Below are 13,321 nucleotides of genomic sequence, written 5' to 3' on the forward strand. Positions count from 1 at the left end.
GTCAACCTCATCCCTCATCCGATCAGGAGAACGCTCATGGCCACCGTTGCCGTTACCGACGACACCTTCGATGCCGAAGTGAAGAATTCCGATGTCCCCGTCGTTGTGGACTTCTGGGCCGAGTGGTGCGGCCCCTGCAAGCAGATCGGCCCCGCGCTCGAGGAGATCTCCAGCGAGATGGACGGAAAGGTGAAGGTCGCGAAGGTCGATGTCGACAGCAACCCGAACACGGCCGCCGCCATGGGCGTGCGGGGCATCCCGGCACTGTTCATCTTCAAGGACGGCGAGGTCGTGTCGAACCGTGCCGGCGCGGCGCCCAAGGCCGCATTGCAAAGCTGGATCGAGGAATCGATCTGAGCCCGGCCCTGCAGGAATTCGCGTGAAAGGGGCACCGACCGGTGCCCCTTTTGATTTCCGGCGCGCTTGCCGGACCGAACGCGACACGCCATACACGGCATGACCACGACAGGAGAGCGCAGATGGCCGAAACTTCCTTTCCGGGCTGGCACGGCACGACGATCATCGGTGTCAAGAAGGATGGCCGCGTCGTGGTCGCGGGCGACGGGCAGGTGAGCCTGGGCGACACCGTGATCAAGGGAAGCGCGCGCAAGGTGCGCCGGCTCAGCCCCGGCGGATATGACGTGGTCGCCGGGTTCGCGGGGTCCACGGCCGATGCCTTCGCACTTCTGGAACGGCTGGAATCCCGGCTCGAGGCCACGCCGGGGCAGTTGCAGCGCGCCTGCGTCGAGATGGCCAAGGAATGGCGCACCGACAAGTACCTGCAAAAACTCGAGGCGATGCTGATCGTCACCGACGGCGACCAGATCTTCGTCATTACCGGCGCGGGCGACGTTCTGGAGCCCGAGCACGACGTGGCGGCCATCGGATCGGGCGGCAACTACGCGCTGGCCGCCGCGCGCGGCATGATGGACAGTGCCCGCAGCGCCGAGGAGATCGCGCGCGACGCCATGACGATCGCCGCCGATATCTGCGTCTATACCAACGGCACCCTGACGGTGGAGAGCATTTCCAAATGACCGACCTGACCCCGCGCGAGATCGTCTCGGAACTCGACCGTTTCATTATCGGGCAGAAGGACGCCAAGCGCGCCAGCGCCGTGGCCCTGCGCAACCGCTGGCGCCGCAAGCAGCTGCCCGACGACCTGCGCGAGGAGGTCTACCCCAAGAACATCCTGATGATCGGCCCCACGGGCGTGGGCAAGACAGAGATCAGCCGCCGGCTGGCCAAGCTCGCACGCGCGCCTTTCGTCAAGGTCGAGGCCACGAAGTTCACGGAAGTCGGCTACGTCGGGCGGGACGTGGAACAGATCATTCGCGACCTTGTGGACAGCGCCATTGTCATGACACGCGAGTCCATGCGCGAAGAGGTCAGGTCAGCCGCGCACCAGGCGGCGGAGGACCGCGTGATCAATGCCATTGCCGGCGAGGACGCGCGCGAGGCCACGCGCGAGATGTTCCGCAAGAAGCTACACAACGGCGAACTCGACGACACGGTCGTGGATCTCGATATCGAGGATCATTCCAACCCCATGGGCATGATGGATATCCCCGGCCAGTCGGGTGGCCAGATGGGCATGATGAACCTGGGCGACCTGTTCGGAAAGGCGTTCGGGGGCCGGCAGGTGCGGCGGCGGATGACCGTGGCCGACAGCCACGACATCCTTGTCCGGGAAGAAGCCGACAAGCTGCTTGACGACGAGGCCGTGAACCAGGCGGCCCTCAAGGCGGTGGAGCAGAACGGCATCGTGTTCCTCGACGAGATCGACAAGGTCTGCGCCAAGTCCGAGGCGCGCGGCGGCGACGTCAGCCGCGAGGGCGTTCAGCGCGACCTGCTGCCGCTGATCGAGGGCACGACCGTTTCCACGAAGTATGGTGCAGTGAAAACCGACCACATCCTGTTCATCGCCTCCGGTGCCTTCCATATCGCCAAGCCGTCCGACCTGCTTCCCGAGCTGCAGGGCCGTCTGCCGATCAGGGTGGAGCTGCGCGCGCTGTCCGAGGCCGATTTCGTGCGCATCCTGACCGAGACGGACAACGCGCTGACCCGGCAGTATTCGGCGCTGCTGGGCACAGAGGAAGTGACCGTCGAGTTCACAGAGGATGGCATTGCCGAGCTTGCCCGGATCGCGGCGGAAGTGAACCAGTCGGTCGAGAACATCGGCGCGCGCCGTCTTTACACCGTGATGGAGCGCGTGTTCGAGGATCTGGGCTTCACCGCCCCCGACAAGGCGGGCGAGACGGTAACGGTGGACAAGGCCTTCGTCGAGGCGAACCTGGGCGAGCTGATGAAGACGACCGATCTAAGCCGTTACGTCCTCTAGGCGGCTTTCATTCGGGCCGATTCCGCGCGAGGGAGGGGCATGCCGATTCTCGCCTTCCTCCGTGACAACGCGCCCTGGCTCGCTGCGGGGGTATTGCTGACCTTCCTGTCGAGTTTCGGGCAGACCTTCTTCATCTCGGTTTTCGCTGGCGAAATCCGGGCGGAGTTCGGCCTGAGCCACGGGGAATGGGGCGGAATCTACACGCTGGGCACGGCGGCCTCGGCCATCGTCATGGTCTGGGCCGGCGGGCTGACCGACCGGTTCCGCGTGCGCTGGCTGGGTGCGGCCGTTCTTTTGCTGGCGATGCTGGCGTGCCTTTTCATGGCCGCGAACACCGCCGCCTGGGCGCTGCCGCTCGTGGTTTTCGCACTGCGTTTCACGGGGCAGGGAATGACCAGCCACATCGCCGTCGTCGCGATGTCGCGCTGGTTCGTGGCCACGCGCGGCAAGGCGCTGTCGGTCGCAACGCTGGGATTCGCGGGCGGCGAGGCACTGATGCCGCTTCTTTTCGTCACCCTCATGCTCTATTTCGACTGGCGCCTTTTGTGGGTGCTTGCCGGCGTGATCGCCGTCGCCGGGATCCCCGTGCTTCTGGCCTTGCTGCGCCGGGAGCGTACGCCACAATCGATGGCGCATGCCGATCAGGCGCTGGGTATGCTCGCCCGGCACTGGACCCGGAACCAGGCGCTGACCCACTGGCTGTTCTGGTTCATGGTGCCCGCGCTTCTGGGGCCATCGGCCTTCAATACCGCGTTCTTTTTCCACCAGGTGCATTTCGCCGAGATCAAGGCGATGCCGCATGTCGAACTGGTCGCGATGTTTCCCTTCTACACCGCGACCAGCATCGGAGCGATGGTCCTGTCGGGCTGGGCGCTCGACAGGCTGGGCACCGCGCGGCTCATGCCGTTCATGCAGCTGCCGATGGTCGCGGCCTTCGCGATCTTCGCCGTGGCCGGCAACCCGCTGGCCATGCTGGCCGGATTCTTCTTCCTCGGGTTGACGACGGGGGCGAATACCACGCTGCCCAATGCCTTCTGGGCGGAATTCTACGGCACCGGAAACCTTGGCTCGATCAAGGCGATGGCGGCTGCGATCATGGTGCTGGGCTCGGCCATCGGGCCGGGTCTCACGGGGCTCGCCATAGACCTTGGGCTGGGAATCGAAACGCAATACCTGATCGTCGCCGGGTATTTCGTGTTCGCCACCGTCATGATGGCCATCGGCATCGCCAAGGCGCGGCCGATGCTATCCCTGCCGCCGTAGGTAGACGTAAAATGCACCCTCACCGCCGTGGCGCGCGTGCGCCTGGGTCACCTGGAGGACAACCTGCGCGAGCGGCGGAAGCGCCAGCCACCTCGGAACCGTGCGGCGCAAGACGCCGCGTTGTTCGGGAACCGGGCCGGCATCGATACCGGAACGGCCTTTTCCCGTGATCACCAGCACCAGGCGGTGACCGGACGCATGTGCGCGCATGATGAAGCCGTTGAGCGCGGGGTGCGCACGGTCGAGCGTCATGCCATGCAGATCGAGCCGCGCCTGCGGCTTGAGCTTGCCGCGGCGCATGCGGTCGAACGCCTTGCGATCCATGCGTACCGACGGGCGCAACGCGGCCGCCGTTGTCTCCGTGGGATTGGCGGCCTGGCCGATTTCGAATGGCCGAGGTTCCCAGGCGGGTTTCTCGTGGTGCGGTGACGCTGAAGCCTCGGAAGTTTCCCGGTCTTCCAACCGGGACCTCTCCGAAACCCGCTCGCGCCGGATCGGGTCCGTCGTTTCGGCCACGCGCCGCCACAGCGCCTTTTCCTCGGGTTTGAGACGCCGTCCCCCCACTACGAGCCGTCCCTCGCCATTGCATAGGCGCGCTGGATCGGAAGCAGAACGAGTATCCGCCCCGGATCACGCAGCCTTCCGGCCGCCCGACCCGCGCCACGGCCAGTGCCAAGGAATATGTCCGCCCGCTGCGGCCCCTTTATCGCCGAGCCGGTATCCTGCGCCACCATCAGCCGGTTCATCGGGGATTGCCCGTCCTTCTCGATCCAGACGGGGGCGCCCAGGGGCACATATGCCGGATCGACGGCCACCGTGCGCCCGGCGGTGACCGACCGGTTCATTGCCCCCAACGGACCGGCATTCGCCGGCACATCGTCGATCTTGCGGAAAAAGACGTAAGACGGGTTGTGATGCAGCAGGTCGAGTCCGCGTTCCGGGTTCCGTCGCACCCAGTTCTGGATCACCTGGGCAGAGACCTGATGCGGATCGTAGATGCCCCGTTTCACCATCTCGCGCCCCACGGACTTGTAGGGATGACCGTTCGAGCCACCGTATCCGACGCGCAGAAGATCGCCATCGGGCAGGCGGATGCGGCCCGATCCCTGGATCTGGAGGAAGAACAGGTCAACGGGATCCTTCACCCACGCGATTTCCAGCCCACGATTCTCGAGAACGCCGCTGGTCTCGATCTCCCTGCGTGACAGCCATCGGCTCGCGGTGCGGGATTCGGTCGGCTCGCGGTAGACCGGATACTTGTAGGTCTCCGTGCGGGTCAGCGAACCGGCCAGTTCCGGTTCGAAATACCCGGTGAACAGCGCTGTCTTGCCCCGCTCGATCAGCACCGGGCGAAACAGCAGCTCGAAGAAATCCCGGGCCTCCGGCCTTTGCTGGCCCAGTGCACAGATCGCCTGCCAATCCGGATCCCTCATGTCCGGGCAGGTTTTCAGGAAAACGTCGAGCGCGACTTCGTGGTCATCCTTGGCCCAACCGTCGAGGTCACTGAAATCGAGCACGGTCCGGGTCAGCTCACCCGCAGAGGCCCCGCCGGACAGCGACAGGACAAGAACCAGGGCAGCCCGGACCGCCCGGTTCATTCGCCCGTTGCGACAAGCAGCCAGTTGGGATCGTCCGACCCCATGAAACGCTCGAAGGTCCAGCGATCCTTCTGGCGCTTGATCTGGCCGTGCTTGCCCTCGACCACGTTGCCATCCTTGTCGTAGACGACCGACGTCAGCTCCCCGATGAACCTGACGGTGATCGACGCACGCCCGGTATCCTCGTCGAACTCCGCCGCGACAAGCGAGGTTTCGCGCACGCCGGCGAAATCGGCCTCGATGGTATAGCCGTTTTCCTCGCGCTGATGCACCACTTCGGCGAAGGCCTCGTAAACATCCTCGGCGAGATAGGGCTTGATCTCTTCGAGGTTGCCGCGCTCGAAGCCCATGAGGATCAACTCGTAGGCACCGCGCGCACCCTGCAGGAATTCGGCCACACCGAAGGACGGTTCGACACGTTTCATTCGGGCGAGCGTTTCCGCGGTTTCGCTGCCCTCCTCGACATAGTCGGTGATGTCGCGGTCCGGCCCGCCCTCGATAACCTCGAAGTCCGGACGGCGTTCATTGCCGGCCTTCTGCTGGCTGCGGGGCGGCCCTTCGAAGCCATCCCGGGTCCCCAGCACACTGCGCAGGCGCAGAATGAGGAAGACCGCGATGCCGGCGAGGACCAGGAGTTGAAGCAGGGGGGAATTCATACGGACCTCTTGAAGGGGTGGGGCATGGCAACGTCGGATCGTGGCTCTTATGTAGGAGACTGGTGCCAACAAGTCTACCGCCGACGCAAATCGAACGGAGTATCCGCATGTGGCTTCTTCTGGCCTTTCTTATCGTCCCTCTTGTAGAGATCGCGCTGTTCATACAGGTCGGCGGTGCGATCGGGCTATCGCCGACACTGGCAATCGTCGTGGTGACTGCCGTCGCCGGCGCCTGGTTGGTCCGCGCACAGGGGCAACTTGCCATCGGCAACCTGCGGCAATCATTTTCGGAGCTCGATGATCCGACGGAGCCGTTGGCGCATGCCGCGATGATCCTGATCGCCGGGGCCTTGTTGCTGACGCCGGGCTTCTTCACCGACGCTGTCGGGTTCGCCCTGCTGATGCCCCCGGTCCGCAGCGCCGCCTTCGCCTACCTGCGCAAGCGCGTTCATGTTGCTCGCTTCGAAATGGGTCCCGACAACGGCCCGTCCAACCGCCCAGGGGGACGCCCCGACATCATCGAAGGCGAGTTCCAGGAAATCGATCCGGACCGCCGTGGCGGACCGCGCCGCCCGTCCGGCTGGACAAGGCATTGAGGCCCCGGTGTCATCCTGCTAGAGCACCGCTGACATTTGCTTCGCCCGGGGAGAACACACATGGCCGAGGAAGGCAACGGCGCCGATCAGCAACAGCAGCAGGTCAAGATGAACATTCTCACGCAGTTCATCCGCGACCTGTCATTCGAGAACATCCTGGCGCAAAAAGGCACGGGCGGTGACGTCCAGCCCGACGTGAGCGTTCAGGTCAACCTGGATGCCAAGAAGCGCAAGCCCGATCACCAGTACGAGGTGGTGACCAAGATCACCATCAATTCAAAGAACAAGGAAACGGAAGACCCGCTTTTCCTTCTTGAAATGGAATATGTCGGGGTCTTCCACGTGGAGGGTGTGCCCGATGACCAGCTTCACCCGTTCCTTCTGATCGAATGCCCGCGGATGACCTTCCCGTTCCTGCGCCGCATCGTGAGCGATATCACCCGCGACGGGGGCTATCCGCCACTCAACCTTGACAACATCGATTTCGTTCAACTCTACCGAAACGAGATCGCGCGCCGGCAACAGGCCCAGCAGCAACAGGACGGAAACGAAGGCACCGCCGATGCCTAGGTGAAGCGGTTCCAGAGTGCCTTCTCGCCCATCGCGTCGATCATCTCGGCATGCGCTGCTGCCTCGGCGTCGGTCAGGCGCGGCGCCAAAGGCGTTGGCCGCGGTGTGGGTTTCCATGCGTCCGGGGATGCGGTGCCGCGGGACTCGTCGTTGGCCTGTGTCGCGGTCAATCCGAAATCGGGTTGTCGGCCGCCTATGAGTTCAAGGTAAACGTCCGCGAGGATTTCCGAATCCAGAAGCGCGCCGTGCAAGCTCCGTGCCGAATTGTCGATCTCGAATCGACGGCACAGGGCATCCAGTGTTGCCGGTGACCCGGGGAACCGGCGCCGCGCCATGGCAAGAGTGTCGATTGCCAGGTTCCAGTCCAGAAGCCGGTGCTTGCACCACTCCAGTTCGGCATTGAGGAACTTCATGTCGAAGGACGCGTTGTGGATCACCAGCTTGGCGCCCGCGACGAACTCCAGGAAATCCCCCGCGATTGCGGCAAAGACAGGCTGGTTTCGCAGGAAGTCATCCCCGAGCCCATGCACCTTGAATGCTTCCTCGGGCATCGCACGCTGGGGATTGACATACTGGTGGTAGGTCCGCCCGGTCGGCATATGATTGAACAGTTCCACCGCCCCGATTTCAACGATCCTGTGACCGTCCCCGGGGTCGAGGCCCGTGGTCTCGGTATCCAGTACAATCTCACGCATCGGCACACCTTTTGCGGATGTCGGCGATCACAGCTTGCACCTGCGCACGCGCGTGTTCAATCGTGTCGGTTTCGATGACGTAATCGGCGCGCGCCTGTTTCTCGGCGTCGGGCATTTGGCGGTCGCGCATCGCTTCGAACCGGGCGTCATCCATGCCCGGGCGATCCGTGACGCGTTTTCGCTGGGTTTCCGCATCGACTGTCACGCAAGCCACGGCATCCATGTCGCGATCTGCGTTGGTCTCGAACAGCAACGGTATGTCAAGCACGACGATGTCGGCCGTCGTGCGTGCGACAAAGGTTTCCCGATCCTTTACAACGAGGGGATGAACGATGGCCTCGAGTTGCTTCAGCGCTTCCGGGTCCTTCTCGATCACGCGCTTGAGCGCGGCGCGGGACACCGCACCGTCCTCGATGACTTCGGGAAACCGTTCGCCCACGGGGCCGACGGCCAGCCCGTCCGGCGCATACAGCCGGTGCACGGCGGCATCTGCATCCCAGACAGCGCAACCTTCCTCGGCGAACAGCTGCGCCGTTGTCGACTTTCCCATTCCTATGGAACCGGTAAGACCCAGCCGGAAGGTCATCGCAGAACGGCGGCGCGTGTTGCGCTGTCGACCTCGGGACGTACACCGAACCAGCGTTCGAACGCTGGTACAGCCTGGTGGATCAACATGCCAAGCCCGTCGACGGTGGTGCATCCCTTGGCCTCGGCGACCTCGAGCAGCCGCGTCTTCAGGGGTGCGTAGACGAGATCGGTCACCACGGCATCCTTGCGCAACCCGTCCAGCGGCACGCGTAGCGGGGGCTTGCCCAACATGCCGAGCGACGTCGTGTTCACGACCGTCCTAGCATCCTCGAGCATGTTGCCGGCCTGGACCCAGTCCACCACCCGCAGTCGTTTTCCGAAATCCGCCTGAAGGCCTTCGGCCCGCACGCGGGTGCGATTGGAAATCATGATCTCGGGAACCCCTTCGTCGAGAAGCGCAGCGATCACCGCCCGCGCTGCACCCCCGGCGCCGAGCACTGCCGCCGGGCCGATCTTCGGATCCCAGTCCGGCGCGCCCGCGCGCAGGTTCTGTACGAAACCGTAACCGTCCGTGTTGTCGGCATGAACCTTGCCGTCGCGCCGAAAGATGATCGTGTTCGCGGCCCCGATCAACGTGGCGCGGTCGGTCACCAGGTCCGCGAATTCGAGAATCGTTTCCTTGTGTGGCACGGTGACGTTGATGCCCACGAACCCCATCTTCGGAAGGACTTGCATCACCAAAGACAGGTCATCGGTGTTCACGTCCATAGGGATGTAATGGCCCGCCACTCCGTTCACCTGAAGCCAGTGACGATGCAGTTGCGGCGATTTCGAGTGAGCCACGGGCGATCCGATCACCCCGGCGAGCGGTATCTTTTCGTCGCTCATGCTTGCAGGTCTCCTCGGAGCATCAGAAAGGACAGGACATCCAGAAGTGGCATTCCCAGAACGGTAAAGTAATCGCCTTCGACCTTGGAAAAAAGCCTTACACCTTCTTCCTCGAGCTTGTAGCCGCCTACGCTGTCTCGCACGCTGTGCCAGTTCCGCGCGAGATATTCATCCAGGTAATCCTCGGAGAACCGGCGCATCGTCATGCGCACCTCGCCCACATGGCGCCAAATCGGTTCCCCGTCGCGGCAAACCACGACAGCGGACAAGAGATCATGCCGCCGGCCGCGTAGGGCCATGAGATCGCACCGCGCGGCATCGATCGTTTCCGGCTTGTTCATCAGGTGCCCGTCAAGATCAAGCACCTGGTCACATCCGAGAACCATGCGCCCCGGCGCCCGCTCACTGACACGCAACGCTTTCAGTTCGGCCAGCGCATCGGCCACCTCCCGCGGTGATGCGCCATCGTGGCACAAGGATTCCTTCACCGCCGTTTCATCCACGCGGGCGGGAATGACCTCCGGTGAAAGACCGGCATTCTCCAGCAGGACCCGGCGGGTGGGCGAGGCGGACGCGAGAACGATCTCAGATGCCATGTGGAGAAGCTCCGGGAGAAAACATGAACGATCGCGGGAGGAAACACCGCCGATGCACGCCCGCCCCGGCGAGCGATGGAAAACCACGCTGCGCCACGCACTCGCTCGTGCTTTTTCCCATTGGGAAAAGGAAAAGCCCATCGTTGTTGATTGAGGCCGGAAACGGGATCAGCATGGGGGAGTTATCCCAGTATTGCGGTCACGGTTCAACGGCGCAATTGCATGCAATGACAAGATAAATTCCTGTTCATCATGTTTTGTGGCAAGTTGTCCACGATCCTGTCCACAGCTTGGTGGATCTCGGGATAACCCGGTGGTCAACAACAGGATCCACACGCATGGCTATCCCTACTAAAACATCATCCTTTTCCATTTTCTTTATTATGAGTAGGACCGGAACCGAACCGCTGGGGATACCGATGACCGATCTGCTCGCGCTGCTATACCCTTGGAACAAGGCCATCCATATCATGTCGGTGATTTCGTGGATGGCCGGGTTGTTCTACCTGCCACGGCTGTTCGTATACCATGCCGAACAGGCCACGGCCGGAGACAGTCGCGACGCCGTGTTCCAGGTGATGGAGGAGAAGCTGCTGCGCGTCATCATGACGCCGGCGATGATCTCGTCGTGGATCTTCGGCCTGGCACTGGTGGCAACGCCCGGCATTGTCGATTGGGGTTCTGTCTGGCCCTATCCCAAGACGGCCGGCATCCTGGCGATGACGGTATTCCATTTCTGGCTTTCCGGGCAACGAAAGGCGTTCGCAAGCGGAGTGCAGCACCTTTCCGGCCGAGGTTACCGGATGATGAACGAGGTTCCGACGGTCTTGATGGTGGTGATCGTCCTTTCCGTCGTCGTGAAGTTCTAGCGGTAATTGACTCGGGCTTGCCAAGCGCGTAAGAGCAGCGGTCAATCCGCTCGTCCGGGCGGCAGACTTCCATGACATGACATAGGACGCGGGCGGCAAGCGCGCGGACCGAAGGATTCCAAAATGCCCGAAGACCGTCTCAATCTTTCGGATCTCAAGGCGCATAGCGCCAAGGACCTCCTGTCGATGGCCGAGGACCTCGAGATCGAGAACGCCTCGACCATGCGCAAGGGCGAGATGATGTTCTCGATCCTCAAGGAGCGGGCCGAAGATGGGTGGATCGTCTTCGGCGACGGCGTGCTCGAGGTTCTGCAGGACGGTTTCGGTTTCCTCCGTTCGCCCGAGGCCAACTACCTGCCCGGGCCTGACGACATCTACGTGTCGCCCGACATGATCCGGCGGTACTCGCTGCGCACCGGCGATACCATCGAAGGCGAGATGAAGCAGCCGGAGGAAAACGAACGGTACTTTGCGCTGACCAGTGTCACGCAGATCAACTTCCAGGATCCCGAGCGTGCGAAACACAAGATCGCCTTCGACAACCTGACGCCGCTTTACCCGGATGACCGGCTGACGATGGAAATCGACGACCCGACAATCAAGGACAAGTCGCCGCGCGTGATCGACCTCGTCGCGCCCATCGGCAAAGGGCAACGGTCCCTGATCGTGGCACCGCCTCGCACCGGGAAAACCGTGATCCTGCAAAACATCGCCCATTCGATCGAGCACAACCACCCGGAGTGCTACCTGATCGTGCTGCTCATCGACGAGCGCCCTGAAGAAGTGACCGACATGCAGCGCAGCGTGAAGGGCGAAGTCATCAGCTCGACTTTCGATGAGCCGGCGGCGCGGCACGTGGCGGTTTCGGAGATGGTGATCGAAAAGGCCAAGCGACTGGTGGAGCACAAGCGCGACGTGGTGATCCTTCTGGATTCGATCACGCGACTGGGGCGGGCTTACAACACGGTCGTGCCGTCGTCCGGCAAGGTTCTCACGGGCGGCGTGGATGCGAACGCGCTGCAACGGCCCAAACGGTTTTTCGGTGCCGCCCGCAACATCGAGGAAGGCGGCAGCCTGACCATCGTGTCTACGGCGCTGGTCGATACCGGAAGCCGTATGGACGAGGTGATTTTCGAGGAATTCAAGGGCACCGGAAACTCCGAACTGGTGCTCGACCGGAAGATCGCGGACAAGCGCGTGTTCCCTGCCATCGACATCCTGAAGTCCGGAACGCGGAAGGAAGACCTGTTGATCGACAAGGCCGATCTTCAGAAGACGTTCGTTCTGCGCCGCATCCTCAATCCGATGGGTACGACCGATGCGATCGAATTCCTGCTGTCCAAGCTCAAGCAGACGAAGAACAACGCCGAGTTCTTCGATTCGATGAATACCTGACAAGGCTGGCCCGGGAGGGCGGCTTGCATGAGAACGATCTACGCTTTGTCCTCGGCGCCCGGCAAGGCGGGTGTTTCGGTGGTGCGCGTTTCCGGCCCCGCCGCCTTTGATGCCTTGCGCCGGGTGGCAGGTGACGTGCCGCCCATGCGGTACGCCGCGCTGAGACGATTGCAGGATGGGGATGGTGGCCGCCTCGACGAGGGGATCGTCCTGGCTTTCCCGGCGGGATCGAGCTTCACGGGCGAGGATGTCGCGGAGTTCCAGGTTCATGGGAGCCCCGCGGTGGTCTCGGCGCTGTTGCGAACCTTGGGTGGAATGGAAGAACTGGCACCCGCGTCCGCGGGGGAGTTCACGCGGAGAGCGCTGGAAAACGGGAGAATGAACCTCGCGCAGGTCGAGGGGCTGGCCGACTTGATCGAGTCCGAGACCGAGGCGCAACGGCGGCAGGCAATGCGGGTTTTTTCCGGCGACCTGGGCAAGCGGGCGGACATATGGCGGGAAAGGTTGATCCGCGCGGCCGCGCTTCTGGAGGCGACGATAGATTTCGCCGACGAGGAGGTTCCGGTTGACGTTGGCCCGGAGGTCAAGGAACTGGTGGAGAAGGTCCTGGACGAGTTGCGGTGTCAGATCTCCGGTGAGGTTGTCGCGGAACGCATTCGGACGGGTTTCGAGGTTGCGATTGTCGGTGCACCGAACGTCGGGAAATCCACGTTGCTCAATGCGCTCGCGGGGCGGGAGGCCGCGATCACCTCGGAAGTTGCCGGAACGACGCGGGATGTGATCGAGGTGCGCATGGATCTTTCCGGGTTGCCGGTGACGTTTCTGGATACGGCGGGTTTGCGGGAAACGACGGACAGGGTGGAATCGATCGGCGTGGATCGGGCGCGCAAACGGGCGGAAGAAGCCGACCTGCGTGTGTTCCTTATCGAAGAAGATGATGCGCCTGACCTTGCGCCCAGGGAAGGAGATGTCGTTCTTCGCGCTAAAGGGGATCTTCTTGACGATGCCGCCGGGGCGATCTCAGGCCGTTCCGGTGAAGGGATCCCCGAGCTTGTTGACCGGATTTCCGAAGAACTGGCCGGGCGCGCGAGCGGTGCCGGGTTGGCGACCCGTGAGAGGCACCGCCACGCGATGGAAAGAGGGTCCGAGGCGCTGGCGGCGGCGCTCGCTTTGCTGCCGGAAGGGGAGGCGAGTGCGGAGATTGCCGCCGAGGAGCTGCGCAACGGTATTCGCGCGCTTGATTCTCTGGTAGGACGGATAGATGTCGAGAACGTTCTCGACGAGATTTTCGCGAGCTTCTGCCTGGGCAAGTAAGGAGTGTTTCAC

16 protein-coding genes are annotated in these 13,321 nt (G+C 63.0%); 9 read left to right on the top strand and 7 right to left on the bottom strand.

Annotated elements, in window-relative coordinates; translation table 11 throughout:
- Window positions 1-36 precede the first annotated feature (36 nt).
- From trxA to CEF10_RS04375, 4 genes are all read left to right on the top strand, one after another.
- Window positions 37-357, top strand: coding sequence for a thioredoxin (trxA, locus tag CEF10_RS04360; protein WP_101066722.1), 321 nt, complete (start codon window positions 37-39; stop codon window positions 355-357).
- A 122-nt stretch (window positions 358-479) separates the two neighbouring features.
- Window positions 480-1,037 (top strand): ATP-dependent protease subunit HslV, encoded by a 558-nt coding sequence (hslV, locus tag CEF10_RS04365; RefSeq protein WP_101066723.1) that lies wholly within the window; start codon window positions 480-482, stop codon window positions 1,035-1,037.
- Complete coding sequence (gene hslU, locus CEF10_RS04370) at window positions 1,034-2,341, top strand: ATP-dependent protease ATPase subunit HslU (RefSeq protein ID WP_101066725.1); 1,308 nt, start codon at window positions 1,034-1,036, stop codon at window positions 2,339-2,341. The genes hslV and hslU overlap by 4 nt, the downstream gene beginning before the upstream one ends.
- Window positions 2,342-2,380: 39 nt before the next feature.
- The gene (locus CEF10_RS04375) at window positions 2,381-3,604 is read left to right on the top strand and encodes an MFS transporter (RefSeq protein ID WP_101066727.1); all 1,224 of its coding nucleotides are present in this window, start codon (window positions 2,381-2,383) and stop codon (window positions 3,602-3,604) included.
- Here CEF10_RS04375 and CEF10_RS17415 read toward each other — a convergent pair.
- The 3 genes from CEF10_RS17415 to CEF10_RS04390 all read right to left on the bottom strand — a co-directional run bounded on the left by CEF10_RS17415 (window position 3,587) and on the right by CEF10_RS04390 (window position 5,858).
- Window positions 3,587-3,928: a Smr/MutS family protein gene (locus CEF10_RS17415; RefSeq protein ID WP_332870131.1), complete on the bottom strand. Its 342-nt coding sequence runs from the start codon at window positions 3,926-3,928 to the stop codon at window positions 3,587-3,589. The genes CEF10_RS04375 and CEF10_RS17415 overlap by 18 nt on opposite strands.
- Before the next feature lie 239 nt (window positions 3,929-4,167).
- Window positions 4,168-5,202, bottom strand: coding sequence for a murein transglycosylase A (gene mltA / locus CEF10_RS04385; RefSeq protein ID WP_101066731.1), 1,035 nt, complete (start codon window positions 5,200-5,202; stop codon window positions 4,168-4,170).
- Entirely contained in the window at window positions 5,199-5,858 is a 660-nt protein-coding gene (locus CEF10_RS04390; RefSeq protein WP_101066733.1) for a Tim44/TimA family putative adaptor protein, read from the bottom strand. Before CEF10_RS04390 ends, mltA begins: the two co-directional genes overlap by 4 nt.
- A gap of 107 nt (window positions 5,859-5,965) precedes the next feature.
- Between CEF10_RS04390 and CEF10_RS04395 the strand changes: the two genes are divergently transcribed.
- Window positions 5,966-6,454 (top strand): FxsA family protein, encoded by a 489-nt coding sequence (locus CEF10_RS04395; RefSeq protein WP_101066735.1) that lies wholly within the window; start codon window positions 5,966-5,968, stop codon window positions 6,452-6,454.
- A 60-nt stretch (window positions 6,455-6,514) separates the two neighbouring features.
- Window positions 6,515-7,024 carry a protein-export chaperone SecB gene (secB, locus tag CEF10_RS04400; protein WP_101066737.1) on the top strand — a complete coding sequence of 170 codons (510 nt, stop codon included), beginning with the start codon at window positions 6,515-6,517 and terminating at the stop codon, window positions 7,022-7,024.
- On the opposite strand, the gene dnaQ is transcribed toward secB, so the two are convergent.
- From dnaQ to CEF10_RS04420, 4 genes are read right to left on the bottom strand one after another with little or no spacing between them, the layout of a single operon-like run.
- Window positions 7,021-7,719 (bottom strand): DNA polymerase III subunit epsilon, encoded by a 699-nt coding sequence (dnaQ, locus tag CEF10_RS04405; RefSeq protein ID WP_101066739.1) that lies wholly within the window; start codon window positions 7,717-7,719, stop codon window positions 7,021-7,023. The two genes, secB and dnaQ, sit on opposite strands and share 4 nt — an antisense overlap.
- Window positions 7,712-8,305 (bottom strand): dephospho-CoA kinase, encoded by a 594-nt coding sequence (coaE, locus tag CEF10_RS04410; protein WP_101066741.1) that lies wholly within the window; start codon window positions 8,303-8,305, stop codon window positions 7,712-7,714. Before coaE ends, dnaQ begins: the two co-directional genes overlap by 8 nt.
- On the bottom strand, window positions 8,302-9,135 hold the full coding sequence (locus CEF10_RS04415; RefSeq protein ID WP_101066743.1) for a shikimate dehydrogenase: 834 nt from the start codon (window positions 9,133-9,135) through the stop codon (window positions 8,302-8,304). The genes coaE and CEF10_RS04415 overlap by 4 nt, the downstream gene beginning before the upstream one ends.
- On the bottom strand, window positions 9,132-9,731 hold the full coding sequence (locus tag CEF10_RS04420; protein WP_101066745.1) for a Maf family protein: 600 nt from the start codon (window positions 9,729-9,731) through the stop codon (window positions 9,132-9,134). The genes CEF10_RS04415 and CEF10_RS04420 overlap by 4 nt, the downstream gene beginning before the upstream one ends.
- Before the next feature lie 419 nt (window positions 9,732-10,150).
- Here CEF10_RS04420 and hemJ point away from each other — a divergent pair, with 419 nt between their 5' ends.
- The 3 genes from hemJ (at window position 10,151) to mnmE (ending at window position 13,309) form a co-directional block, all read left to right on the top strand.
- Window positions 10,151-10,600 carry a protoporphyrinogen oxidase HemJ gene (gene hemJ, locus CEF10_RS04425; RefSeq protein ID WP_101066747.1) on the top strand — a complete coding sequence of 150 codons (450 nt, stop codon included), beginning with the start codon at window positions 10,151-10,153 and terminating at the stop codon, window positions 10,598-10,600.
- Window positions 10,601-10,723: 123 nt separating this feature from the next.
- Window positions 10,724-11,995 carry a transcription termination factor Rho gene (rho, locus tag CEF10_RS04430; RefSeq protein ID WP_101066749.1) on the top strand — a complete coding sequence of 424 codons (1,272 nt, stop codon included), beginning with the start codon at window positions 10,724-10,726 and terminating at the stop codon, window positions 11,993-11,995.
- Window positions 11,996-12,022: 27 nt separating this feature from the next.
- Complete coding sequence (gene mnmE, locus CEF10_RS04435; RefSeq protein ID WP_101066751.1) at window positions 12,023-13,309, top strand: tRNA uridine-5-carboxymethylaminomethyl(34) synthesis GTPase MnmE; 1,287 nt, start codon at window positions 12,023-12,025, stop codon at window positions 13,307-13,309.
- Window positions 13,310-13,321: the final 12 nt, after the last annotated feature.

This window comes from Roseovarius salinarum, assembly GCF_002834145.1.
Lineage (GTDB): Bacteria > Pseudomonadota > Alphaproteobacteria > Rhodobacterales > Rhodobacteraceae > Roseovarius > Roseovarius salinarum.